The following is a 26,059-nucleotide window of genomic DNA, read 5'->3' as shown; positions in this document are numbered from 1 at the left end:
CTACTCATTACTTTACTCTGCAGTTTAGGTTCGACGCGGCGGATAAGCCTATCAACCGCCTATGGCAAGTACTTAACCAGCAACGGGCCCACTGTATTAGTAAGCCAAACAGGAAGCCTCTTCCAAACTGCTATAACCAACTTGAACTTCGGATTATCCGGGTTCAATTTGGGCGCGTCCCTACCTTCCGCCAAGCCGTAATCCCAATGCAACCTGACAGGAGTCGCCCCCCACTGCTGTTTAAACTTATAGGTGCCGCTACCTTCAGTGCAGCGCCCAAAATCAAATATCTGATACTTCTGATGAATGCTGAATTTGAGTATTTCCCAGTACATCAGCATATTAATTCCAGAGCTGTTAGCTTCCTGCAACGTAGAAGCCCAGGGAATTTCCATGCGACGCCCGTAGCCAATTACAATTGCGCATGCAACTACAGTCTTATTTAACCTGCCTATGACAACTCTAGCAGATTCTCCGTATGAGCTAAGGAAACCATGAAAAAAGTTTTTCCCATAAACTGGCGTACCAAGATCCCTCATATTCCTTGCGAAAACAGCATAGAAGTCATTCAACAACTCGGCGCCGCCGATAGTGATTTCCGCACCTTCCTTTTGAGGACGCTTAATTTGCGCTCGAGTTTTGGGCTTGAAGCTTAACCACAATTCTTCTTCTCGCTCTGGCAACGCAAGCCAGAATGTCAGCTTCTCAGTACGTTGCGGCAATCCCAGATTGGATGTCGTCAAATGTCTCAGCTCAATGTGACTTGCTCCCACCTGATCGCGCCAACGTACTGCATCGGCGAGCAGCATTTGTGCGACCTGTTTGCTGTCAGCCAGAATTCCGCCATAGTTAAAATACGGCGCAGAAACAATAAAGTTTCCAAATAGGCGGCTATTCAATTGAGTAAGAGGCAGAATACCGACGACTCTATTCGATTCATCAAGCGCACAAATAAATCGACATGGATGGCCATACACCGACTCGACAAAAGATTTCACCCATAACTTGTGGTACGGGGAAGCCTGTAGATGTTGGTCGACGTATTCCTCCCAAGACGCTCGCAAACCTGGTTCGGAGTCAACTTCCACGACGCGAAATGCTTTGACTGCGAGACCTAAGATCTGAGGCGCAGAAGAGACTTCCTCAACAATCTGTTGCAGCTTCTCCGCCTGCTTAGCCTTATCTGGCGGACCATCCGAAAGCACATCGCTCGATTGTCCGACCGGCTGGCGCTGCGCCTTCTTAAAATCCTTAATCTTACCCGTTACTTCCTTAAACTCGGCTGATACTACCCCCATTTCAACAATGAGCTCACCCGCATCGGAGCCATTTTTCTTAGCCTCGCCAATTAAGCGCGACAGTTCGCCCTTGCGTGCCTTAAGCTGGTCTTCCCTTAACTTCAGGCTGTCTAGATTGTTAGCATCATTCATAAAAGGCGTTAAACCGCAACTGGAGCAGAGTCTATAGACTGAGACCTGAGCACGTCTGAAACCGTAGTAAAGGAAAAGTCATCGAGCAACGCCTCTAACCTGGAAAAGCAAACATCCAGATTGTTGTAATGCCTAAATGTCGACAACATGCTGGCCTTGACTCGAGGCTGCTTCGGATCAATTTCCCATGGATGCAAGTAAAAAATAAAACTGCGACCCAATCTATTGACCCGCCCTAACCCCCAACGCGTAAGCCAATAGGGAAACAACCTGAAATAGCCGCCGCCAGCGATAGGAAGCCTGTATTTGCCAATAGGGCAAGTAGTTAAGGGAAACTCCACAATCTGTTTGCCATTTGGCGCTTGTAGAAGATAAGGGTCTTCCGGCGTGTTCGGCATCCCATAGCGGTCATGCCTTACCGGAAAAATACTTGAGTCCCACTTAAATCCTAAATCACACAAAATATCCAACGCCCACTTGGACTTAGCTGTTATTGAGTAACTTGCCGCCCTATACCCTTCCACTGGCTGCTGGATGATATTCTCCAGAATATCTTTGGATTTAGCGGTTTCTTCCCTGAATACTTCAGGAGTCTGCGAATAAACCAATTGGTGGCTGTAGCCGTGTGACGCCACTTCGTGACCCGCCTGATGAATCTCCGTGACAATATGAGGATATCTTTCCGCCACCCAGCCCAAAACAAAAAAAGTGCCTTTTACACCTTTCTTATCAAACAACTCGAGCAAGTCTCGCGTATTTTTTTCAACGCGACACTCCCGACTCGTCCACTCATCAACGCCGATTGATTCCGCTAGCGCTGCAACGTGGAAATAGTCCTCTACATCTATAGTCAAGGCGTTCTGCAAGACAACCACCTGTATGCTGAATGATTAAAAGTTGGGGACGTAGTCGACGCCGACTCCAACCGTCAGCGCATCGAATTCATTTACTCCATCCGAAGAGTCTTTAACTTCATACTCCGCGTAGTATCGAGAGCTGAAATTTTTAAACCATTTATGGTTTAACCTAAGTGTATGGTCATACGAGTCTTCGTCCGCGTTGCGAGCGCCAACCTCTTTATTTGTATACTCCGACGAAGCAAACCAACTCCATTTAGAGTTGATTTTATGAGACCAACTAACGGACAAAGAGTGTTCTTTATCTTCAAAGCCAGCACCTTCGTTGTCTTCTGTACTGCTAACTCCTGACAACTGAAAAGTATCTCTGGCATTCGGACTATAATTTGCTCCAGCAACATGCTCCTGCAATAGAACGCTGTCACTGGAACCAAACGATATAGGTCTTTCAAAAACCTGAAAAACAGTTTCTGAAGCACTATCAGTCAGTGTACGTTTGTAAGAATAAAAAAGCCCTAAAGCCGCAGTAGCTTGATAATTGGCATTAAATGAGCCTGTAACATCTTCTGACTCATTGGTAACGTTAGCGCGCTCACTTTTCAGCTTGGTAAAACCAACCGCCAAACTAGTAGTAAGATCATTATATTGCTTACTAAAACGTACCTCAGACTCCAGTGTTTCAAGGTCAGTATCATTATCTAACTTTGCCCACTCACCACTGTTACTCCAGGTAAACGTCAGTGCACTGGCGAAGCGGTGTATATAATCAGCCGTCGCCGTTTGTCTCTTGCTATCAACGGCGGTATTGCTATCAAAGTCGATTTGTTTGTAATTAGCGCCTAAAACCAAGTCGTCCTCTGAGGTCATCGCAACTCGATAACTTGGGCCAGTAGTAAGAACATTCTTACGCACTCTTGAATCCGGCGTGGTCGGTGTACTGCTATTCAGGACAGTTTCGGTAAGCTCGTCTTTAAGAGACCATGAAAGCGCAGGGGAAAAGTTATATTTGCCACTATAGGTGGCTTCAGTAGTGACCTCATCGCCAAATGTGTCCCCCCAATAGTGCTCAAAACCAAAGTCAGCTGATAACGAACTTGAATACACTCCTTTTGAAAGAGTTTGACCCAAATTGATCCCTACTTTAGTTAGGGTGTCATCTTTTTTTTCTTTAGTCTTCGTAACATTATCTGAGTATTCTTGCGTGGCGCTAAGACGAACCTCCAGAGGCTCCGCACGAAGGGCCAACGGCGCGCACAATAGGTTTACGCCAACCAGAGCAAAGAGCGTTGGCTTTTTCTTAAATGGAACAAGGTAATCCATGAAGGGACAGGTCCTTATGGTAGTTACATGAAATAAGACAGATTTCTTAGGCCCAAATTAGCCATTTATTAGGACTCCAGCGCATTTCTGCGAAGGAATCGACGACACAGCGGATACAATCTGACTTTCTGTAACCCTTCCATGAGGTACGACAACCAATGTCAAATCACACAGCTCGGAAATGATCCGCGCATCTGGCGACACTGCAATCGAAGGTGTGTCCAGAATAATAAAGCGATCAGGGTAACGCTTTCTTAACGAGTGCAGAAACTGCCTCATGCGAAAAGAAGTAAAGAATTCTCCTGAAGATTCTCTTCTACTACCGGCTGGAATCAGCCGCAGTCTTTTGATTCCCGTCGGATATATTACCGACGCTATATCCATATCCGGGTCTTCAATAAAGTCAGTAACGCCCAGATCTGGCATAAGATCGAGAATATTGTGCAACGAGGGCTCCCTCAAGTTGCAGTCTATAACCAATGCCGTCTTACTGCTATCCAACGCAAATGCGGCAGCTAAATTTACAGCCGCAAAGGAAGCTCCACACCCTTCAGTTACACCCGTAACAGCCAAGGTAAAGTTATTTCCCTTACTGATTTCCAACAGGCGTGTACGAAGCTCCCTAAACTTATCGATAATAGCGCGATCCGGAGACTCTGGATGAATTATGCGCTTTTGATTCAGGTCGTCCACCGACAAGAGAGAGGGCTCTCTCATTTTGGCGATTTGCTTGCTAATAACATAGCGCTCTACGCTACCTGATTTAACCTCCAAAGAGCTCGGAACTAAAACTCTGTCCGCAGACGCATTCTGAGCCTGGTCCTGAGGTCGAGTCACGCCCTTATCAATATCATAGATATTTTTGGTGTTCTCCTGCTTATCACTCACAAGACGACTCCCGCATAACGCATCCACCCGTACAATAAATAGACACCAATACTCAACACAGCCAAAAATAAGATGACTTTCGTACGACGCCGGTCAATTCTCCGTTCCAGTGGAGTGGAAATATAAGGGATGGTCGCCAACACAGGGATACCCGTATTTTCCTGCAAAATAGATCCTGTACGCACTCTTGGATCAACTTGGCAAAATGCAATAGCCAGACCGAAAGGGGCCAACATGCCTAAAAAAAGGCCAACCATTGCAAAGTGCCGAAATGTGAAGCCTGAAGGCTTCAAAGGGTACGCAGGGGCCTCATGTATCTTATAGCTAAGGCCATGCCCTTCAACGTCAAGCCTCATTGAAACGCGTGCTTTCTCACGTCTTTTGAGCAGATCGTCATATATGCTCTTGTTGACCTCATAATCCCGAGTAAGCTCAGAGATTTTTGCCTCATTTTCCTGAATCCGCTGCATGCGGGTACGCTCTCTTTCCAACAAGGCAGTTAGAGAGCTTTGACGCGTTCTCAGCGTGTCAATATTCGCCAGAGCCTTAGACAATTCACTCTGCAACTCTTGATAAATTGGGTTAAAAGAAGACTCTGAGCGAGAACTAGAGCCGCCGCCGCTAGATAAAGCCTCGGACCTCTGTCTTTCCAGCTCCGCAATTTGTTGTTTGAGCGCGATAATATCTGGATAACTATCTAGATAAATTAATCTAAGCGAATCCAGCTTCTTGTTTAGCTCCTCGATTCGCGTTTCGTATGCGTCTCCCGCTACTTCTCTGCGAACGATTTTAGACTGACCGGAAAGTTGCGACTGAAGAGCGTCCCTTTGCGCAATAGCCTCCTTGATGCCCAATTCGGCCTCTTCAAGCTGACGCTCAAGCGAGGAAATCCTAGACCCAACAGTGTCCGCAGTACCATCAACATTCTCTTGTAAGAAGTTTTTCAGCCGCTCTTCAGAAGCCTGCAGTTGCGTTTGATACGCTTTAACCTGCTTATCCACGAACTCGTAAGCGTTACGACTTTCTTCCCGCTTACTACTTTCAGTCTCATCAATAAACAGTTGACTCAACTCCCGAGTAACATCGAATACTCGTTGAGCAGTTGAGTCCTTATATTCGATCTCAATAAAGTTGGGGGCTCCCGTTTTCTTAACGGCGACATTATTTCTAATTTTGCTGATAATGCCTTCTTTCGCAGCTTCGGTTTTAACCGGACCCCAAATTTCCTCCATTTCAGCGAGCCGCGTCAGAACTCTTCTCGACAACATGACTTCTTCCACGGAAGCGACGTGATCCTTAACTTTTGTGGTCAGTGCCGAGCCTTCCATCAATGGCCGGATAATGTTCTGATCATCCACATAGATAACGCCACGCGACGTAAACTGCTGCGGCCAAAATGCGCCCACGACAAGCGTTCCGAAGCTGACAGCAAGAAAAACAAAGAACGACAGCCATTTCCGGGAGCGAATCTCCCTGAAGGCTTCTTTTGGTAGCTGATCTAAAGGAACCGCCATATCATTGCACCAGCATAGTCATAAGAGAAAAGTTCTGTCTCAAATTCAATTTCGCCCCCAACTGCGTCGTATTACAACACCTTCTCAGGCACAGTAATTATATCCCCAGGGTTCAACTCATAGTTGGTGGTCACGTCGCCTTCCTGAAAGATTTCATTTAATTTTACAGGAATGATAACGGTCTTCCCTTGATACTGCCTGTACAGCACGCCGCCGTCGCCGCTAGCGAAGTCATTCAGCCCGCCGGCTGTCAATACGACATCCATGACAGTCATACCATGACGATAAGGTATTGAAATCGGCGACTTCACAGCGCCAGTAACGCGCACCCTACTGGAAAACTCATAGCTCTGCATTCCGGTGACAACAACGCTTACCTGAGGCTCACGAATATAAACCGACAGCTTTTGCTTGATTTCCTCAGCCAACTGAGCCGGAGTTTTGCCGGACGCTACGATATCGCCAACCAGTGTCGTAGACAATTTGCCATCCGGCCTAATTGGCACTCCTCCAGACAATTCAGGGTTGCGCCAGACATTTATGTTAACCACATCGCCAGGCCCTAGAATATACGACTCCAGCATCTTCGGCCGGTCTTTCAGAGCGGCGCTAACCAAAGCATTGTCGGAAGGCTTAACCGTGCTGCAGGCGCTAAACAGCACAGCCAGCAATGCTAGAACGCATATTTTCAAGGCGTTAATTTTCATCATTAGTATCCCAAGTTAATCAGCAGTTGAATCCAATGCGACTCTTCAGCAGCCAGGTTTTTCCGGATAGTTTTCCAACATTACGCCCTGCCAAATACTTCAAAACAATGATGCCAATGTTAAAAACCCGAGCGCCCGCTTACCGGGAGCCTTTCTTAAACAAAATAACCTCAACGGTCTGAATTAATACAATCAAATCAAGCAGTAGGCTCTGATTTTTAATGTAGTATAAATCATACCGCAGCTTCTCCTTGGTGTCCTCCTCACTATCGGCGTAAGCGAAACAGAGTTGCGCCCAACCGGTAATACCGGGCTTCACTCTATGCCTTTCGTTATAGTAAGGAATCTTTTCCGAAAGCTTTTCCACAAAAATAGGTCTTTCCGGGCGCGGCCCGACTACAGCCATATCTCCGAGCAAAACATTAAAAATTTGCGGCAACTCGTCGATACGCACTTTACGAATAAAGCCGCCAATACGGGTCACACGAGTGTCATTTTTCTGCGCCCAGACAGCGCCATGCTTTTCCGCATCAACCCTCATGCTACGGAACTTCATAACAGGAAACGGCTGACCGTTTAGCCCCACCCTCTCCTGCTTGTATAACACCGGAGCCGACCAGCCTTCCTCAAGCTTAATGGCGAGCACCGTCAATAACATAATAGGCCAAGTCACGAGCAACAGGCTTAGACTGGATAAAATATCAAAGCCACGCTTGGTGATGCTGCGGGTGGAAACAGCCCCAAACCCGTCTGCGAAAATCATCCAGCTAGGCTGGATCAAGTCCAGCGCCACTTTGCGTCCTTCGCGCTCCAGGAACGTGGGGGCATCCACAATATGCACCCCCTCCATCTTGCATTCCAGCAGATCATCCAAGGGCAATTTTTTCCTGCGGTCATCCAGCGCGATAACAATTTCATCGACAGGATGCTGTAGAACGTACTCTTTCAACGTTCCAGGAATCGTCAATACTTTCTGATGAGGCACCTTGACCTCTTCATCAAGCCCAGGCACGAACCCCATCAACTCAACGCCTCGACGGTCCAGAGGCTCTTTTAAGTCGTCATAAAGGTTACTCGCACGATTTCCTGCGCCGAGCACTAAGACATTGCGCTTGAAGCTTTGTTCATTGGCGAAAAATAGGAACAGACTACGAGATATTCCCAGGATAAAAATCGCCAGGACGGACGAAAGGGCCAAAACGCCCTTGCCGAAGTACCACAACCAGGATTCGGTTACATAAAATAGGAATGACAAACCTGCGGCGGACATGAGAATCGAGAATATCGTTCTCAACATCATGCCCGACATCCCCTCTTGGGTTTTGGCGGGATAGACCCCCATCGCGATCATGATGATCAGATTCACCGCCGCAAAGGTCAGCGCCTCGGGGAAGGCGACTTGATAGTTATCAAGGAAAAAATTAATTTCGCCGAAATAACGGAAGAAAACGCCACAGTAAAATACTGCGCCTAAGACCACCAGGTCCGCGGCGCCCATGATAATGTAGGGCAAATGTATGTAATGCCGGAATATACGTACGTGGGCCAAGCCTTTTCTCCTTACCAACACGGACTTGCAGCCTAGACTTGAGGGCCGCTCATGCTATCAAATTTTTTTGGACAACTTAAGTTAAGCAAATACAAAAGAGTATTGTTAAACTAAATTCAAATATCTTGGCGCGTATTTTCCGATATACTTGCGCGGCGACGCGCTTTGGCTAAATTTCTCAAGAGTTCGCTTGATATTGTCGCAATGGTCGAGACGCGCACATCAGCCCAAACGAAGTCTTGAATGATTTAGCCTTAAGCGCATGATCCAATCATGGATGCGCGGGCTATTTCCTGAGTTTCCACGGAATTGCCAAGGGCTTCCGCGGAGACCGTCTAACGACGGACGCTCATTATAGTTCGATTTTTTAAATAAAATACTACTACTATCTCGCTTAAAGGGTTTCCAATGACAGATTTGAGGAACGCAAAAATTGCAGTTGTGGGCCTGGGTTATGTTGGCCTGCCACTGGCCGTCGAGTTCGGCAAGAAGTTCTCTACCGTTGGCTTTGACATCAATGCCGCCCGTATCGAGGAGCTGAAATCCGGTAAAGACAGCACATTGGAAGTGGAACCCGAACTACTTGCTGAAGCCAATAAACTTTCCTACAGCAACAAACTTGAAGATATACAATCCTGTAATGTTTACATTGTCACCGTCCCAACGCCTATCGACGACTTCAAGACACCCGACCTAAGACCCTTACAGTCAGCCAGCCGCACAATCGGCAAAGTACTGAAAAAAGATGACGTTGTTATTTACGAGTCCACCGTTTATCCCGGGGCAACGGAAGAAGTCTGCGTTCCAATACTTGAAGAAATCTCCGGATTGAAGTTCAACCAGGATTTTTTCGCTGGCTACAGCCCCGAGCGAATCAACCCAGGGGACAAGGAACACAGAGTCATCAACATTCTGAAGGTCACCTCCGGCTCCACTCCTGAAATCGCCCAGTACGTAGACGAACTCTACGCATCCATCATTGTCGCGGGCACCCACAAAGCGAGCAGCATCAAAGTTGCTGAAGCGGCCAAGGTTATCGAGAACACTCAACGAGACGTCAATATCGCCTTGATTAACGAGCTATCGCTGATTTTCGAAAAGCTTGGCATCGACACACTGGAAGTACTGGAAGCGGCCGGCACCAAGTGGAACTTTCTCCCCTTCCGCCCTGGCCTGGTTGGCGGTCACTGCATCGGCGTCGACCCTTACTACCTGACTTACAAAGCCCAGGCGGTTGGTCACCATCCAGAAATTATCCTGTCCGGCCGACGCATTAACGACGGCATGGGCGAACATGTGGCGGAACGTGTCATTCGCATGATGACGCAACGCAAGCAACATGTGGCTGAAGCCAACATTCTTGTATTGGGATTGACGTTCAAGGAGAACTGCCCCGACATCCGCAACACTCGCGTAGTCGATGTTATCAGCGCCTTTGAGTCGTACAACGCCAACGTTGATGTCTACGACCCCTGGGCCAGTCCTGCGGAAGCGGAGCACGAATACGGCATTCGCGTTATTCCAGAACTGAAAGCAAACCATTATGACGCCATTATTCTTACTGTGGCTCATAAGCAGTTCAAAGATATGGGAATAGAAAATATCCGCAAACTCGGCAAGGACAACCACGTCCTCTTCGACGTCAAGTATGTTCTTCCGAAAGACTCGGTGGATGGACGCCTGTAGGGCCAACCAGAAACTGAACAATAAAAAAGCGCGGATATCCGCGCTTTTTTATTTTTACGCCGCCCTCCTGAAAAAGAGGGCGTCAGATCACAAGCATCAGATAACGAATAGATCCATAAACTCGTTAACTGGCGTCGCCTCCAGCGTCTTCTGATCTTTACACAGAGAAAAAATATCATCGCAGCGCTTACCAGGGAAACGCGTCGCCAAATTGGCGCGGAATTTTTTCTCTAACAAAGGAATACCCTCCTCGCGACGGCGGCGATGGCCAACCGGATACTCTACTTCAACTTTATCCGTGGACGTTCCGTCTTTGAAGAACACCTGCACCGCGTTGGCGATGGAGCGCTTGTCCGGCTCGTGATATTCCTGGCTATAGCGCTTATCTTCTACGATTTCCATTTTGTTGCGCAGTTCATCAATAATCGGGTTCGCAGCATGGAAGTCATCTTCATAATGTTCCGCCACCAGATTACCGAACGCCAACGGCACAGCTGTCATGTATTGCAGACAGTGATCGCGGTCCGCCGCATTCGCAAGAGGGCCAACTTTAGAAATAATACGGATCGCAGATTCATGAGTCGTGATAACGATCTTATCGATATCCTGCAACCGGTCTTTGACCTGTGGATGCAACGTAACCGCCGCTTCCGCCGCTGTTTGAGAGTGGAATTCCGCAGGGAAAGAGATCTTAAACAGTACGTTCTCCATCACGTATGAACCATAGTCTCTCTGGAACTTGAAGACCCGATCTTCGGGCGCTTTAACCTTCTGGTCGGCTACGGTCTTGCTGAAGGACACGTCATAGAAACCCCACTGTGGAGCCGTCAGAACGCCCGGAATTCCCATCTCACCGCGCATGCTGATGTCAGCCAGACGCACCGCCCGAGAGGTTGCGTCGCCCGCCGCCCAGGACTTACGTGAACCGGCATTCGGCGCGTGGCGATAAGTACGCAGCGAAGAGCCGTCGACCCAGGCCTGCGAAACCGCCGCCATAATCTGCTCTCTATCCCCGCCTTTCAGCTTGGTCACCACAGCAGTGGAAGCAATACGCACCAATAGCACATGACACAGACCCACGCGGTTGAAGCTGTTCTCCAGAGCAATGACGCCTTGGATTTCATGAGCCATGATCATGGCTTCCAGAACATCCCGCATGGTCAAAGGCTCTTTCCCAGCTGCGACGCGCTTCTGAGACAAGTAGTCCGCCACCGCCAGTATACCGCCCAGGTTATCGGAGGGATGCCCCCATTCCGCCGCCAGCCAAGTATCGTTGTAATCCAGCCAGCGAATGATACAACCGATATCCCATGCCGCCTTAACAGGGTCCAGACGGAATTGCGTACCTGGAACGCGAGCGCCATTGGGCACGACCGTGCCTTCCACAATCGGGCCTAAGTGCTTGGTGCACTCAGGGAATCTCAACGCCAACAGGCCGCACCCCAGAGTGTCCATCAAGCAGTTTCTTGCAGTATCCAGCGCTTCCTGGGATTCGATTTTGAAGTTCAGGACATAGTCAGCAATATCCTGAATGACCTTGTCATAATCAGGACGATCATTCAGATCTACATTCGCACCCATTCTCTTTCTTCCTCAATTTGGTTATTCGTATTAATGACGCTGTTCAATCGGAGTCCATTCAGCGGACTCTGGACCGGTATAGTCCGCCGAGGGCCGAATAATGCGATTGTTCTCACGCTGCTCTTTCACATGCGCAGCCCAACCAGTCAGGCGCGACATAACAAAAATCGGCGTGAACAATTCGGTGGGAATGCCCATGAAGTGATAGGCTGAAGCATGGAAAAAGTCTGCGTTGCAAAATAGTTTTTTCTCACGCCACATGACTTCTTCACAGCGCACGGACACGGGATAGAGCACCTTGTCGCCCACTTCTTCCGACAGCTTTTGCGCCCACTTCTTAATAATGGCGTTGCGGGGATCGGATTCACGATAGATGGCGTGCCCGAAGCCCATAATTTTTTCCTTGCGCTCCAGCATGCCCATGATCTGCTCTTCCGCATCTTCGGGGCTCGTGAACTTTTCAATCATCGCCATCGCCGCTTCATTGGCTCCGCCGTGCAAAGGGCCGCGTAGCGAACCAATGGCGCCGGTAATGCATGAATGAATGTCCGACAACGTAGAAGCACACACCCTGGCCGTAAATGTCGAGGCGTTGAACTCATGTTCCGCATACAAAATCAGAGAAGCGTGCATCACTTTTTCATGCAAAGCGTCCGGCCTGCTTCCATGCAGCATGTGCAGGAAGTGCGCGCCGATGGAGTCATCGTCAGTTTCCGTCTCGATACGCACGCCATCCTGACTGAAACGATGCCAGTAACAAATGATGGACGGGAAAAGCGCCAGCATGCGGTCGATATGATCATCTTGCTGCGAAAAATCAGCCTCCGTCTCCAAAACGCCCAGCATGGAACAGCCGGTTCTCATCACATCCATTGGATGCGCATCGGCGGGAACTCGCTCCAAGACTTCCTTAAGAGCCTGAGGCAATGACCGCAGCGACTTCAACTTCGCCTTGTAGGCGCTCAGCTCCGCTTGATTGGGCAGTTTGCCTCGCAGTAGCAAATAGGCCACTTCCTCAAATTCAGCTTTATCGGCAAGCACCTCAATGCCGTATCCCCGATAGGTCAAACCATGCCCTGACTGACCTACCGTGCATAGCGCCGTCTGTCCTGCGACCTGACCTCTCAGGCCCGCGCCTCCAATATTTTTTTCCGCCATTGCTAATTCTCCTCTTGCATCAGACTGTTTTAAGAGTTTCGCCAGGGCGAAACCTCAATGCTTGCAGCGACTTATGCGTTATTTGTTTTTCCTCGCCGCAAACAGCGCATCCAATTTCTTTTCGTAATCGTGATATCCCAGAAAATCGTATAACTCCATACGAGTCTGCATGGAATCGACCACCTCTTTCTGATCGCCTTTACTCAAAATACTTTCATACACATTCAAGGCTGCGCGATTCATCGCCCTGAAAGCGCTCAATGGATATAAAACCATCGCCACGCCGACGCCAGCCAGTTCAGCCTTGTTGTATAACGGGGTTTGCCCGAACTCAGTAATGTTGGCCAAAATAGGCGCGCTCAGCGCATCCGTGAAGGCCTGATAATGCTCCAGCTCCGTCACCGCTTCAGCGAATATGCCGTCGGCGCCAGCCTCCAGACAGGCGCCAGCGCGGTCAATCGCCGCCTGCAGCCCTTCCTGGGCAAACGCATCCGTTCGCGCCATGATGAAAAAGTCTTTGTCCGTGCGCGCATCGGCCGCGGCCTTTATCCGATCCACCATTTCTTCCTGGCTGACAATCTCTTTATTAGGCCTGTGCCCACAACGCTTTTGCGCCACCTGATCTTCAATGTGTACCGCCGCAGCCCCGGCGCGGATCATTTCTTTGACTGTACGCGAGATATTGAAGGCGCCGCCCCATCCAGTATCGATATCGACCAACAAAGGCAGCTCCGACGCCGCTGTAATCCTGCGTACATCTTCCAGGACGTCATTCATGCTGGTCATTCCCAGGTCAGGAAGTCCAAATGACGCATTGGCCACGCCACCACCTGACAAGTAAATAGCCTGGTGCCCCACTCTTTCCGCCATCATCGCGCAATAGGCGTTGATAGCCCCGACAATTTGCAGCGGTTGGTTATCTTCTAGCGCTTTGCGAAAGCGACGTCCTGCTGACATATAAGCCCCCTGTTGCAGACCATTGAGAGACGGATGATTCACAGCGTGCTATAGCTGCAACTCTCCATCGCGATACTTCCTGATTAAATTGTTTCTCGCAGCGGAAATGTGTCGCCGCATCAAGAGTTCAGCCAAGTCGCCATCCCGCTCTTCAAGCGCCTCGATAATACGCCAGTGCTCATGAAACGCTTTTTCGGGTCGACCGCTGAATGTGCTGAGACGATATCGATATAGCCTCAACAAGTGATATAACTCGCCTGTCAGCATATTGCTGAGCTTACGGTTTTTACTGCCGGATATAATTCGGAAATGAAAGTCGAAGTCGCCTTCTTTTTGGTAATAGGCGAGTCCTTTCTCTTCCTTGATTTGCTCAGCATGAATATCCATCAGCCGCTTCAAATCGTCTATTTCTTCTTGCGACATGCGCTCTGACGCCAATCGAATCGCCATCCCCTCAAGGGATTCACGCACTTCATACAACTCAATCAGCTCTTCGAAGGTCAGCGCCACCACTCTGGCTCCAGAATGAGCCTTGCGAACAATCAGCCCTCTGCCTTCCAATCTGTGCAGTGCTTCCCTCAAAGGCCCTCTGCCAAAGCCAAATTTTGCAGACAGCTCCGCCTCACTAATTTTCTCTCCTGCTCGAATGTCGCCTTTGACAATAGCAGTTTGCAGGCGCTCAAAAGCTTGGTCAGCAAGAGTTCGGGAGTCAGGCGCAGCCATATTGTTTACAATTTTCTCCTGTATCGCGCCAACACAACCATTGCGCCGGCGCACGCCAAAGGATTGTAAACAATTTTGCCAACAAAGAGAAAGAGGCTTCAAGCCGTTTTTTACAATAGCGGAATACCCTTAAAGCAAGCTCTGCCTGGCCGCTCAGAATCACAGATATTTATAGAAGAAGACAAAATCCATTTTTTTCATGATGTTATATGAGATTTTTGATAGCCCGACACTAAGATCCAAATAGTGTATCCGAACTAACTACAGATGCAGAATGAATGCAAAACAAGGCGGAAGAAGAAGGAAGCGCCACTCACTTAGCCAACAGCAAGCCAATGGCGCATAGATTGTTTACAAAATGAGAGGCTCGACTTCCAGAGACACGCCAAAGCGCTCCTCAACAGAGGCCTGTATTCTGGAGGCGAGCAACTTCACTTCAGCACCCGACTTATGACCGGGGTTAATAAGCACCAAAGCCTGCTTGGGATAAACCCCAACGCCATTTTCCAGGAAGCCCTTCCAGCCACAAGCCTGAATCAACCAACCCGCCGCCAGCTTCCGAGAACCGTCCGTGAGCGGGAAAGAAACAATATCAGGAAATTTCTCGCTGAGAGCAAGAAAATGCGCGGCAGACACAATAGGGTTTTTGAAAAAGCTGCCAGAATTAGGCAATTGCGTCGGATCAGGCAGCTTTTCCGTTCTAATAGCCTCCACCAATTTGGCGACCGCTCTGGCGTCACAGGGAGCGCCCTCCAGCTCCCAGCGCCTTTTTAGCTCTGCATATTCGAGAACCAGTGGAGTTTCAGCCGACAGCCTGAAAGCCACCTCCCAGATCAGCCATCGCCTTCCCGACTCCGACTTGAAGAAGCTGTCGCGGTAGCCGAAGCGGCAGTCAGACAGAGAGAACTCCCGCTCCTCAAGCGTATCCATGTGAATCGCCCACACGGAGTGCAACCGATCCTTAAGCTCCACGCCATAGGCGCCGATATTCTGAATTGGAGCGGCGCCCACGGTACCCGGAATCAGAGCCAGGTTTTCCAGCCCTATGTAGCCTTGCTCCAGCGTCCACCAGACAAACTCATGCCAGTTCTCGCCAGCGGCCGCCCGCACAATATCGCCACTGGAATCCGAAGCATCCACACTGACGCCACGGTTCCCCATATTGATGACAACACCTGCAAGATCACGGGTAAAAACAACGTTACTGCCACCGCCAAGCACAAAAGCAGGGACAGATGTAGATATCAGCTCTGACAGCACGCGACGAATATCATCAATATTCGCCACCGTCACCATGCGCTCCGCCCGAGCGGGACACCCCATGGTGTGGCGCATCGCCAAGTCCGCATTCAACTCCCAATGCATATCAGCCACGATGTTTTAGTTGCCCTTGAACATGTTCAACAAGCCCTTCACAGGCGTCTTCCACCAAGTCCAGTACATGCTCAAACCCCTGAGGGCCGCCGTAATAGGGGTCCGGCACTTCACGCTCATCACTGGACGAAGCAAAGTCCAAAAACAACTTCACTTTAGATTGATGCTTCTGGGGGCAGATGTGTTGCAAGTTCGCGAGGTTGTCCCGATCCATCGCCAATACCAGGTCAAACTGCTCAAAGTCATCTGCGGTCACCTGTCGAGCTCGAATGTGCTCAAGAGAATAACCACGCTTACCGGCAAACTCACGCGCCCGACGGTCAGGCAGCTCACCCGCATGCCAGCCGCCCGTGCCGGCGGAATCCACCTCCACGCAGTCCGTCAGCCCTGCACGCTGCAGAAACGCCTCGAAAACGCCATGCGCTGTGGGTGACCGACAGATATTACCCATACACACAAACAAAATATTGATCATGATGTCTTGGCCATCATCGCGCGTACGCGCTGCAAATCAGCTTCCGTATCCACACCCGCCGGCGGAGCCTTCGCCACCACATCCACATGAATGGGCACGCCGCGCCACATGGCGCGCAGCTGCTCAAGACTTTCAATCCCCTCAAGCGGACAACTTCCCCAGGTGACATAATCCCGTAAAAAGCCAACTCGGTAAGCGTAGATGCCTATGTGGCGATAAAAGTCATAAGTAGGAGGCAGCCCAGCGCTTGGATCGGCAAAATAATCCCGCGCCCAGGGAATCGGCGCCCGGGAGAAATACAACGCCATACCCGCTTCACTTTTCACAACCTTGACGGCATTGGGATTAAATAAAGTTTCCCGGTCGTGAATTCGCTCGCACAGCGTAGCGATTCCCGCCTGCGGATTCGCCGTCAGATTATTAGCGACCTGACTAATCAGTTCCGCCGGCAGCATCGGCTCATCCCCTTGCACGTTAACGACGATTTCATCATCGTCCAGCTCGAGAATATCCGCGCACTCCGCCAAACGATCCGTGCCTGAAGGGTGGTCCGTACGAGTCATCAGAACAGAGCCCCCGAAACCTTCCACCGCCTCAGCAATTCTCGCATCGTCCGTTGCGACATAAATACGCTTGGCCAGACTTTCCTGCGCCCTCTCGTATACATGCGCAACCATAGGCCTGCCAGCAATATCCAGTAAAGGCTTGCCTGGCAGCCTGGAGGAACCGTAGCGGGCGGGAATAATAACGGTGAACACGCTCATATCAGCTCAACCGCTCATCAGTAGTCAGTGTGCGCGCTTCTTTCTCCAGCATCACCGGAATGCCGTCGCGGATAGGGAAAGCCATACCGTCGTTCTTACAGACCAACTCCTGCTTCTCCCGGTCATACTTCAAGTCGCCCTTACACACTGGGCAGGCAAGGATGGCCAATAGTTTTTTATCCATCTTTTTTGTGACTCCGCAATTCGTTTAGTCTGACGTCGATCCTCTCATAAAACGTAGAGTTGAGCTCAGCGCCAACTTCCAGGTACCAAGCGTTTTCAAGATTGAACGACTTACACTTGACCGCATCTTTCTCCGTCATCAAAACGGGAAGATCATCGTTGAATTCTATATCCTTCTGGGCGTAACTGTAATGATCAGGAAACGCATGCTGAATGGAGGCGACATCCAGATCCGCCAGGGTTGCGAAAAAGCGCCCCGGATTCCCGATCGCCGCAACAGCATGCGCAGTGCGCCCAGCAAAGTAATTAGTACTTTTTTCTTCCTCGCCAGACACTTTTTTCCAGCGCACAGGACGTAACTGCATTGCGTAATCAGCATTGACCTGCGCATGCAAACCATTACTGACGACCAGATCCACAGACTGCACGCGCCTGACCGGTTCCCGCAAAGGGCCTGCAGGAAGACAAAGTCCATTGCCCCACCCTCGCTGCGCATCCACCACAACAATTTCCATATCCCGCGGCAATGCCAAGTGCTGCAATCCATCGTCGCTGATCACCACATCGCAATCATATACATCCAGCAGTTTTTGCAGCGCTTCCGCCCGCTTAGGCGCCACTACAACGGGACACCTCGTGCGCATGTGAATCAGGGCAGGCTCATCGCCTGTTATTCTGGGGTCAGGATTTCGCTCCACCAGAACAGGATATGATTCGCTCACACCGCCATATCCCCGACTTACAACGCCGGGCCTCAGTCCTCTACGCTGAAAGTACTCCACCAGCGCTACCACCAAGGGAGTTTTACCAGCACCCCCCACCGTCAGATTGCCCACCACAATAATCGGCGGACGCATAGACGTAACACCCGCGGCGGAAGCCGGGGGCTTTGCCATGGTGAAAATGGTTTTTCTGATTGCAACGACCAACAGGTAGAGCCATGACAACGGCCACAGCAGAAATCTCCAGCGCGACTTACCGTACCAGACTCCCTCGATCCATGCGCTCATGCGTCGGCTTCACTGAACTGCAGCTTGTGTAAAGCCGCGTAAGCGCCATCTTTTTCAATCAACTCGCGATGCGTGCCGACTTCCACAATACGCCCCTGATCCATGACTACGATCTTATCGGCGTTCTCAATAGTGGAAAGCCTGTGGGCAACCACCAATGTGGTGCGGCCTTTCATCAAGGTTTCCAGCGCGCTCTGAATATTCCGCTCCGCGTGAGTGTCCAGCGCGGACGTGGCTTCGTCGAGAATCAGTATCGGAGAGTCCTTAAGCAGCGCCCGCGCTATAACCATGCGCTGCCGCTGCCCTCCAGACAAACGCGTTCCATTTTCGCCCAGCAGCGTGTCGAAGCCTTGCTCCAGCTGCTCGATAAAATCCAACGCGTCTGCAGATTTCGCCGCTTCACGCACCTGATCAGGCGTTGCATCAGCCAAAGCGCCGTAGGCAATATTGTTGGTGACCGTATCGTTAAACAACACAACCTGCTGAGTCACAATGGAGATTTGGCGACGCAGAGACGTCAGAGTGAAATCTTTGAGCGGTTTTCCGTCCAACAGAATTTCGCCAGTTTCATAGTCATAAAATCTGGGCAGAAGACTGACCAACGTGGACTTCCCACTACCGGAACGCCCAACCAGCGCAACGGTCTCGCCCGGCTCGATTACGAGGTTAATGTCCTGAAGCGCAGGCTTGCCTTCATCACCGTAACTAAAGCCCAATCCTTTGAACTCCAATCGGCCTTGCACTCGCTCCGTCGTAAATGCGCCTTCGTCTTTTTCAATCGGCTCATCCAACTGCATGAATACATCCTGCGCCGCGGAGATCCCTCGCTGAATGACGGCGTTAACCTCAGTCAACTGCCTGATGGGCTTAGCGCAGGTCGTCGCAGCAGTGATGTAGGCCAGAAACTCGCCAGTGCTCATATTGCCGCGAATTTCAGGACTAAGAGCCAGCCACACCAACAGGGCGATAAAAACGGAGATAACCAGCTGAATGATCGGCGTTGACAGCGCCTGCGTGAGCGACATTTTCAGCGCCTGCGCGATGTTGTACTCACTGGCTTTCATGAAGCGATTGAATTCGTACTCCTCGCCGCCAAAAGTCCGCATCACGCGATATCCGCCAATGGATTCCGAAGCCACATGAGTAACGTCTCCCATGCTGCTTTGTATGCGATGACTAATACGCCGGAATCGCTTGGAAACGTAGCTGATAAGGACACCGATGATCGGACCAAGGACAAGAAACAGAAGCGTCAACTTCCAGCTGACAAAGATCATGTACCCCATCAACCCAATGACCGTAAATCCTTCTCTCAGGACAACCGTAATCGCATTGGTGGCGGCGCCTGTCACCTGGTCCACGTTATAGGTAATACGGGAAACCAGATGTCCGGTTGAATTGGAGTCAAAGAAGCGACACGGCAATACGGTCAGATGGCGAAACAGCTCCAGGCGCATTCTGTGAACAATGCCCCTGGCCACACGCGCCATGAAATAGCCACCACAAAATGAACCCAGGCCGCGCAGGGCGAATATGCCGATGATCAGCATGGGAACCAGGAAACGCCCTTCCGGGCTTGGAGTTTCGATCGCCGCGACGATGTACTTGGTTGCATCCGCCATCCCGGCGCTGGCTAATGCGTAAATCACATTACCCAGCACCGCTAGAGCGAAGACCTTCCATAACGGCTTCAAATAAGACAGCAGCCTGCCGTACACTTGCGCGCCGGCATACTGCTTTGCGACTTTTGACATGTCAGCCCTTAGTCAGGATAAGGTTATTCGGCTTCGGTGCGTTGAGTGGTAATACTCAACTTCTGATACCCGAGCTGACCGGCGACATCCATTGCCCGGACCACGAATTCGTGGGGGGTTTTGGCGTCCGCCGTAACGATGAACGGAAGATCGTTCTTGCCCTTGGACAATTGCTCCACCGCCCTTTTCAATGTAGCGATCTGACTATTGATCAGTACTCGCTGATTAACGGTGTACTGACCGTCTTTATTGATCACGACCTCAATTTGATCAGCCAGGCTTTCAGACGCTTCGCCTGAGGACTTCGGCAGCTCCACCGCAAGACGGCTTTCCTTGGTGAACGTGGTTGAGACCATAAAGAAGATCAGTAGCAGAAAAACAACGTCAATCAGAGGCGTTACGTTTACTGACAACTCTTCTCTGGATTGGCGCCGGAATTTCACTTGCTTTTCACTCCGCTCATGTCGACGTCACGATCGCCGTGCACGACTTCAACCAGCTTCAACGCCTGCTGCTCCATCTCAACCACCAGCTCATCCACACGACGCTGGAAGTAACGGTGAAATACCAGTGCAGGAATAGCGATAGTCAAACCCACCGCGGTAGTAATCAGCGCCTTGGAAATGCCGCCCGCCAATGCTTGCGTATTGCCAGTGCCGGCAATTTGAATTTCGGCGAACACGTCGATCATACCGATAACCGTACCCAACAGTCCCAACAGGGGAGCAATCGCCGCCACAGAACCCAACGCCGTCAGGAAACGCTCCAGTTCATGCACAACATGACTGGCTTCTTCCTCGATACTTTCTTTCATGATCTCACGACCATGTTTGGCGTTGATCAGACCGGCGGCGAGAACGCGCCCAAGGGGAGTGGATTGTTGGAGGTCTTTCAGGGTTTTGCCATTAAGTTCTTTTTTCTTAAGGCGCGCCATCAAATCGTTAACGATAGAGCGCGGCGCAACTTTTTGCGGACGCAGAGTCCAGAATCTTTCAATAATGATCGCTAGAGCCACCACTGAACATAGCAAAATAGGGATCATTATCAAGCCGCCGGCCTTTAACAACTCGTACACGCATCTGTCTCCTCAAAAAAATTGCCATACTTTACCACAGCCTATAAACAAACCGTAACAGCAAAAGCTTATCGGTAAGTAATCTTAGTCCTTTAAAAGCACGGGGTTGTTCACAGAATCAGCGATTCTTATCCAACGCCATCAGAACCTCGCCCCAAGGTCCGCCAAACTGTATTTTTACCGCGCCGTCGCCCTCTTCAATCGATATCTGCACAGCGCCCACCTCGGCCGTGTTATAAAACGCTGCGCCTCTGCGCTCAAACCAATCACGCACCAGCTTATGTGGATGCCCAAAGGCATTGAGATAACCTGCTGAAGCAATGACAACCCGAGGCGACACAGCGGAAGCGAACTCGGGCAAAAAGCTGGAGGCGCTACCGTGATGCGGCGAGACCAGTATGTCAGACGCCAGCTTGTCTTTGGCTTCAGTTAATAGCGCCCGCTGCGCCGACGCCTCAATGTCTCCAGTCATCAGTATGCTAAGCCCCCTCACCGTCAAACGTATTACGCAGGAACGGTTATTACCTTTCCCTCTCGCTCCCTCCAGAGGCCAAAGGACCTCCATTCTCGCCACCCCGACCTGATAGTTGGCGCCGGCGATACAGGGTTTAGAGCTTTCCACTCTGTCCGGTTCACCAGAAAGCGCGGACGCCACGATGAAATTTGTGCGGACATCGCCCCAGCCGCCAGCGTGATCGCTATCTCCATGACTAATAACCGCGTACTTCAATCCTTTGACGCCAATAGACCGCAAGTAAGGATCGACCACAGTTGCCCCAGCACTCCACCCATCCGCGAAGCCAGGGCCCGCGTCATACAAAGCCGTTTCGCCACGACTTTCTATCACTGACGCCAATCCCTGCCCAACATCCAACAAGGTAAAACGGAACCAAACCTGCTCATATTGCTCACGCATCCCTGCCCCAATTAGCGCCAGCACTCCGATAAACCAGACAGCGCCGGGCATCCGCATCGCCCCCGCTACACAGATTCCGACGATGACGAAGCTGACTGACGCCAGCGTCATCTCCAGAGGCGTTTGCAGAGCAGGACCTAACGAGGCCAGCTCGGCTACCCGCCAAAACCCATCCAGACAGATATCCGTCATCCGCAACAACATCTCACCGCCGGCCGGCCAAACCAAAGCCACAGCAAGCGCCATCAGCCCCAAGGGAACCACAATCAGCGTCACCAATGGCGTTGCGACCAGGTTCGCCAATGGAGCCGCCGACGGAATCTGCTGAAAACTTATCGCCAGAATTCCTGCCAGACCAACTGTCAAAGCCATTTGCGACCGCCACAGCGATCCTGGTTTCGAAAAGGATTGCAGCGGTCGATGACCAAAGGTCACAAAGAGCAGCCCCACCGCCACGAAAGACAACCAAAAGCCCGCGCTCCAGGGAGCCAAAGGGTCCAGAAGCAAACTGCAGGTGAGAACCGCAATAAAGAAAGTCGACGGCAATATCCGTCGACGCAACCTCAGCATAAGCAGCGCAAGAGAAACGGCCAATGCAGCGCGCACCGCTGGCAGACCGTAATCGATCAGAGCGACATAGGAGAGTATCGCCAATATAGTCAACCCACACGCAACCCAGTCGGCGAACTGCCGAGGGAGCCAACAAAACGCCCAACGCAAGGCGAACATAACCAGAATTGCTATCAAACCAATATGGAGGCCGGAGATAACCAATAAATGCGTCAGACCGGAGCGCCTCAGCACATCCCATTGCGACGCACCCAGCTCTGTGCGAGCGCCCAGAAATAGCGCCAGGAAACTTCGTTGATGCGCCATCGACGCCGTCGTCGAGCGAACCAGACCCCGAGTCCGAGACCGAAACTCAGCCAGTCTCCCCATAAGCCCCTCAGCCCGTTCCATTGCCCACAACTCAACAGAACCCTGGGCAATGGAACCTCTGGCGTACAAACCTGACCGCCACAGCTTTTGCCAACCCCATGGATCATGAAAGTTTTGTAATGGCCAAAGGTCTTTTAGCTTCGCCTGCAGGGAATAACGTCCGGACTCGTGCAACTCCACGTCACAGTAGTAGCAGGATAAACGGATGGTCTTGCTCGCCAGCTCTGGCAGCAAAACGCCATCCACACGGGCCTCTGCGACACAAAAGGAAAAGGACTGCACATTACCGGCGCGCACGGAACTACATATCTCACCGCGCAGTTGCAGGGGTTCGCCAAGCAGTGACGGCGGCAAGGATTCCGCAATATTTTGTAATCGAATTCCGGCGAAAATGACCCCAAACAGAAACAATGCCGGGGTATAATAGCGACCTCGGCCGCTGAGACTCCCCGCAATAACGCTCAGCAAAGCTAAAATGCTTAAAAGGGGGAAAATCCAGACATACTGGGAGACGAATGAAAGCCAATGATGGCCGAATAAAAAAACTGTTAGCCATCCGGCGGTTAGCGCGAGCATCCATGTGCGCATCGGTTGTTCCCTAAATTTACATTACACTCTAATATATGGCGGCTTTTTTCGGAGCAGCACTCTATACGACTTTCACGCGGTTGTAATCAGCAAATGCCTAAAGATTTCATCAAGAAGTGGATGCCAAATCCACACAAGCTCAAAGAAAACAAGTCTCTGCATTTTTTAGGCGACATCTTACATGAGCCCAACCTCTGGCATATCAACCGCCATGCCATCGCCAAGGCCGTTCTGGTTGGCGTGTTCTGCAGCTTTATTCCCATGCCTTTCCAAATGGTGGTGGCCGCATTCATCGCGGTCTGGGTAAATTGCAATCTGCCACTGGCCGTCGCACTCGTATGGATTAGCAACCCTGTCACCATGCCGCCTATTTTTTATTTCAACTATCTGGTTGGCGCACACATTTTAGGCATGCCGAAAGTTCATTTTGAATTTGAGCTCAGTTTCGCCTGGCTAGGAGAAAAGCTGTATCAGATTGGTTTGCCGCTCTATTTCGGCTCATTCATTTGCGGGCTATTCTTCTCCGTACTGGGCTATGTTGTCGTCGAGTACCTGTGGCGTCGTAAAATCAGACATGACTGGCGCAAACGACAGGAAAAGCGCGCAGCCCGACGCGCGTCGGGCATGACCTGCCAGAATACCAAAGCTCAATAAGGAACATCGTCGCCCGCGGCGAAAAAACAAGCATCGGACCCCGTCCGCCTCAAGAGTCCACCCCTACTTCAGGAAACCGCTATGCTGATCATTCTTCACCCTGACACAGATATTTCCTCAGAAGCTTATAGAGAAACCTTGAACTTTATTGACGCACTGCCGGGCGTCTCCAGCAAAGTCCATGAAATTCAGGGCCAGCAGCAGAAGTTGACGGAAATCTATCTTCTTGGCGACACCAAGAAGCTGAACGCCGAAGAGTTGGAAGCCTTACCCGCTGTTGAACGAGTCGTTCGCATTTCTGAAGAATATCGCATTCTTGGCCGCCACGCGGACAGCAAGCGCACTACAGGATTTCACTACAATGGACTGACCTTCGATCAAGAGAGCTTCCATGTGTTCGCAGGCCTTTGCGCAGTGGACAACCCGACTCACGTCGAAGAAATGATGCGCGCCCTGAAAGAGAACGGCCAGCAATGCACCCGCATGGGCGCCTACAAGCCACGCACCAATCCCTATACATTTCAAGGTCACGGCAAAGACTGTCTCCCCTACGTCTTCGAGTTGGCGGGCAAATACGACATCAAAGTCATCGCCATGGAGATTACTCACGAGAGCCATATCGAGGAAATTGATGAGTGCCTGGAGAAAACCGGCCGCCCTACTGGCGTCATGCTGCAAATCGGCACCCGCAATACACAGAACTTTGAGCTGCTCAAAGCCATCGGCAGACAAAAAGAGTATCCAGCGCTGCTGAAAAGAGGCTTTGGCATCTCACTGAATGAATCTCTCAATGCTGCGGAGTATCTGGCGAGCGAAGGCAACGCCAATGTCGTCTTCTGCCTGCGAGGCATGAAAACCGACGGCGGAGCGCCTCACCGCAATCTGGTGGATTTCGCTCATGTCCCTGTCATCAAACGCCTTACCCGGATGCCAGTTTGCGTTGACCCGTCACATTCTGTCGGCAATCACGAGCGCGCGCCCGACGGCATACTGGAAGTTACTCACGCCACTGCCCAGGGGATCATCGCGGGCGCCAATATGGTTCTGGTGGACTTCCACCCTCACCCATCCAAAGCCCTGGTAGATGGCCCGCAGGCGCTGACCATGCCGGATTTGCCAGCATTTCTGGAAGATGCGAATTTATGCAGGGAAACCTATCTTAAACGCCAAACAATCTACAAAAAGGCCAAATAACGGAAACTCAATATGATTATTGTGGGTCATCGGGGCGCCAAGGGCGAAGCACCGGAAAATACCGTCGCCGGCTTTGCTCATCCCTACCAGGAAGGCATCCGCAATTTTGAGCTGGACCTCCAGCTCAGCAAAGACGGCCACTTGATGGTCATTCATGATAAAACCACTAATCGCACCACCGGCCACGCCGCCAAGGTCGCAGAGCTAACTGCGGCTGAGCTGGGCGATTTGGACGCAGGACTGCATGTTCCACCTTGGCATGAGCCAGCTCCGGTGCCGACGCTACAGGACATCCTGGCGGTCTGTCCTGAGTTTCAGTCGATACAGCTGGAAATCAAGACTGACACCAAGCCCAGGCTAAACATTCTTTGCAATCGACTGGTAGAACTGATCCAACACGAAAAGCTGTTTGGACGCGTCGTCGTTACGTCATCCAACTCATGGGTGCTGCAGCAGATCAAGCGACTGAATGGCTCCATCGATACGGGATATGTCGCGGAGAAACGCTTCCCTGGACCAATACAAACCGCACTCAAGCTCAACTGCCGAATGCTGGTGCTGTATTACAAGCTGGCCGACGAGGAGCTGATGACAGAAGCCAGAAAGGCGGGACTGGAAGTCTCCACCTGGACGGTAAATATGATTCCCGATGTATTACGTCTACAGGAGCTGGGCGTGCACAGCGTCATCACCGACTACCCCTGCCACGTCCTCAAATATCTGAAGACCCAGCAACCGCACCTGACTCACGCGCAGTAGTCGC

The 26,059-nt window shown here is 50.9% G+C and carries 24 protein-coding genes; 4 read left to right on the top strand and 20 right to left on the bottom strand.

Annotated elements, in window-relative coordinates; all coding sequences use genetic code 11:
- Positions 1-59 precede the first annotated feature (59 nt).
- The 7 genes from KP814_RS04400 to KP814_RS04370 form a co-directional block, all read right to left on the bottom strand.
- Entirely contained in the window at positions 60-1,430 is a 1,371-nt protein-coding gene (locus tag KP814_RS04400) for a FemAB family XrtA/PEP-CTERM system-associated protein (RefSeq protein WP_216735605.1), read from the bottom strand.
- Positions 1,431-1,438: 8 nt separating this feature from the next.
- Positions 1,439-2,305, bottom strand: a complete 867-nt coding sequence (locus KP814_RS04395) for an XrtA system polysaccharide deacetylase (RefSeq protein WP_371824030.1) — start codon at positions 2,303-2,305, stop codon at positions 1,439-1,441.
- A gap of 15 nt (positions 2,306-2,320) precedes the next feature.
- Positions 2,321-3,607, bottom strand: a complete 1,287-nt coding sequence (locus KP814_RS04390; RefSeq protein ID WP_216735603.1) for a hypothetical protein — start codon at positions 3,605-3,607, stop codon at positions 2,321-2,323.
- Positions 3,608-3,664: 57 nt separating this feature from the next.
- A complete protein-coding gene (locus tag KP814_RS04385; RefSeq protein ID WP_216735602.1) occupies positions 3,665-4,495 on the bottom strand; it encodes an XrtA-associated tyrosine autokinase in 831 nt (276 codons plus the stop codon).
- Entirely contained in the window at positions 4,492-6,009 is a 1,518-nt protein-coding gene (locus tag KP814_RS04380) for an XrtA system polysaccharide chain length determinant (RefSeq protein WP_216735601.1), read from the bottom strand. The genes KP814_RS04385 and KP814_RS04380 overlap by 4 nt, the downstream gene beginning before the upstream one ends.
- Positions 6,010-6,080: 71 nt before the next feature.
- The gene (locus KP814_RS04375) at positions 6,081-6,719 is read right to left on the bottom strand and encodes an XrtA/PEP-CTERM system exopolysaccharide export protein (protein ID WP_216735600.1); all 639 of its coding nucleotides are present in this window, start codon (positions 6,717-6,719) and stop codon (positions 6,081-6,083) included.
- Positions 6,720-6,855: 136 nt separating this feature from the next.
- Positions 6,856-8,214, bottom strand: a complete 1,359-nt coding sequence (locus tag KP814_RS04370; protein WP_253938174.1) for a TIGR03013 family XrtA/PEP-CTERM system glycosyltransferase — start codon at positions 8,212-8,214, stop codon at positions 6,856-6,858.
- A gap of 459 nt (positions 8,215-8,673) precedes the next feature.
- Between KP814_RS04370 and tviB the strand changes: the two genes are divergently transcribed.
- Positions 8,674-9,951 (top strand): Vi polysaccharide biosynthesis UDP-N-acetylglucosamine C-6 dehydrogenase TviB, encoded by a 1,278-nt coding sequence (gene tviB, locus KP814_RS04365; RefSeq protein ID WP_216735598.1) that lies wholly within the window; start codon positions 8,674-8,676, stop codon positions 9,949-9,951.
- A gap of 96 nt (positions 9,952-10,047) precedes the next feature.
- Here tviB and prpD read toward each other — a convergent pair whose 3' ends face one another.
- The 13 genes from prpD to KP814_RS04300 form a co-directional block, all read right to left on the bottom strand.
- Complete coding sequence (gene prpD, locus KP814_RS04360) at positions 10,048-11,532, bottom strand: 2-methylcitrate dehydratase (protein ID WP_216735597.1); 1,485 nt, start codon at positions 11,530-11,532, stop codon at positions 10,048-10,050.
- Between the two features lie 30 nt (positions 11,533-11,562).
- Complete coding sequence (gene prpC / locus KP814_RS04355) at positions 11,563-12,690, bottom strand: 2-methylcitrate synthase (RefSeq protein ID WP_216735596.1); 1,128 nt, start codon at positions 12,688-12,690, stop codon at positions 11,563-11,565.
- Positions 12,691-12,768: 78 nt separating this feature from the next.
- Complete coding sequence (prpB, locus tag KP814_RS04350; protein WP_216735595.1) at positions 12,769-13,647, bottom strand: methylisocitrate lyase; 879 nt, start codon at positions 13,645-13,647, stop codon at positions 12,769-12,771.
- 48 nt (positions 13,648-13,695) lie between these two features.
- Positions 13,696-14,370, bottom strand: a complete 675-nt coding sequence (locus KP814_RS04345; protein WP_253938155.1) for a GntR family transcriptional regulator — start codon at positions 14,368-14,370, stop codon at positions 13,696-13,698.
- 351 nt (positions 14,371-14,721) lie between these two features.
- On the bottom strand, positions 14,722-15,735 hold the full coding sequence (murB, locus tag KP814_RS04340) for a UDP-N-acetylmuramate dehydrogenase (protein WP_216735711.1): 1,014 nt from the start codon (positions 15,733-15,735) through the stop codon (positions 14,722-14,724).
- A gap of 1 nt (position 15,736) precedes the next feature.
- Complete coding sequence (locus KP814_RS04335) at positions 15,737-16,219, bottom strand: low molecular weight protein-tyrosine-phosphatase (RefSeq protein ID WP_216735594.1); 483 nt, start codon at positions 16,217-16,219, stop codon at positions 15,737-15,739.
- On the bottom strand, positions 16,216-16,983 hold the full coding sequence (kdsB, locus tag KP814_RS04330; RefSeq protein WP_216735593.1) for a 3-deoxy-manno-octulosonate cytidylyltransferase: 768 nt from the start codon (positions 16,981-16,983) through the stop codon (positions 16,216-16,218). Before kdsB ends, KP814_RS04335 begins: the two co-directional genes overlap by 4 nt.
- A 1-nt stretch (position 16,984) precedes the next feature.
- Positions 16,985-17,167, bottom strand: a complete 183-nt coding sequence (locus KP814_RS04325) for a Trm112 family protein (RefSeq protein WP_127971510.1) — start codon at positions 17,165-17,167, stop codon at positions 16,985-16,987.
- Positions 17,160-18,176 carry a tetraacyldisaccharide 4'-kinase gene (gene lpxK / locus KP814_RS04320; RefSeq protein WP_216735592.1) on the bottom strand — a complete coding sequence of 339 codons (1,017 nt, stop codon included), beginning with the start codon at positions 18,174-18,176 and terminating at the stop codon, positions 17,160-17,162. Before lpxK ends, KP814_RS04325 begins: the two co-directional genes overlap by 8 nt.
- Complete coding sequence (gene msbA / locus KP814_RS04315) at positions 18,173-19,930, bottom strand: lipid A export permease/ATP-binding protein MsbA (protein ID WP_216735591.1); 1,758 nt, start codon at positions 19,928-19,930, stop codon at positions 18,173-18,175. Before msbA ends, lpxK begins: the two co-directional genes overlap by 4 nt.
- Before the next feature lie 23 nt (positions 19,931-19,953).
- Positions 19,954-20,373, bottom strand: coding sequence for a biopolymer transporter ExbD (locus tag KP814_RS04310; protein ID WP_216735590.1), 420 nt, complete (start codon positions 20,371-20,373; stop codon positions 19,954-19,956).
- Positions 20,370-21,005 (bottom strand): MotA/TolQ/ExbB proton channel family protein, encoded by a 636-nt coding sequence (locus KP814_RS04305; protein ID WP_127971518.1) that lies wholly within the window; start codon positions 21,003-21,005, stop codon positions 20,370-20,372. The genes KP814_RS04310 and KP814_RS04305 overlap by 4 nt, the downstream gene beginning before the upstream one ends.
- Before the next feature lie 118 nt (positions 21,006-21,123).
- On the bottom strand, positions 21,124-23,328 hold the full coding sequence (locus KP814_RS04300; RefSeq protein WP_216735589.1) for a DNA internalization-related competence protein ComEC/Rec2: 2,205 nt from the start codon (positions 23,326-23,328) through the stop codon (positions 21,124-21,126).
- A gap of 213 nt (positions 23,329-23,541) precedes the next feature.
- Between KP814_RS04300 and KP814_RS04295 the strand changes: the two genes are divergently transcribed.
- The 3 genes from KP814_RS04295 to KP814_RS04285 all read left to right on the top strand — a co-directional run bounded on the left by KP814_RS04295 (position 23,542) and on the right by KP814_RS04285 (position 26,055).
- Positions 23,542-24,102, top strand: coding sequence for a DUF2062 domain-containing protein (locus KP814_RS04295; RefSeq protein ID WP_216735588.1), 561 nt, complete (start codon positions 23,542-23,544; stop codon positions 24,100-24,102).
- Between the two features lie 81 nt (positions 24,103-24,183).
- Complete coding sequence (locus KP814_RS04290; protein WP_216735587.1) at positions 24,184-25,296, top strand: 3-deoxy-7-phosphoheptulonate synthase; 1,113 nt, start codon at positions 24,184-24,186, stop codon at positions 25,294-25,296.
- A gap of 12 nt (positions 25,297-25,308) precedes the next feature.
- Positions 25,309-26,055 carry a glycerophosphodiester phosphodiesterase gene (locus tag KP814_RS04285; RefSeq protein WP_216735586.1) on the top strand — a complete coding sequence of 249 codons (747 nt, stop codon included), beginning with the start codon at positions 25,309-25,311 and terminating at the stop codon, positions 26,053-26,055.
- The last annotated feature ends 4 nt before the right edge of the window (positions 26,056-26,059 follow it).

This window comes from Hahella sp. HN01, assembly GCF_018986435.1.
In the GTDB taxonomy this organism is placed as follows: Bacteria; Pseudomonadota; Gammaproteobacteria; order Pseudomonadales; family Oleiphilaceae; genus Hahella.
Note: the sequence above shows the minus strand (reverse complement) of the source record. Positions and strands in the feature narration are given on the sequence as shown.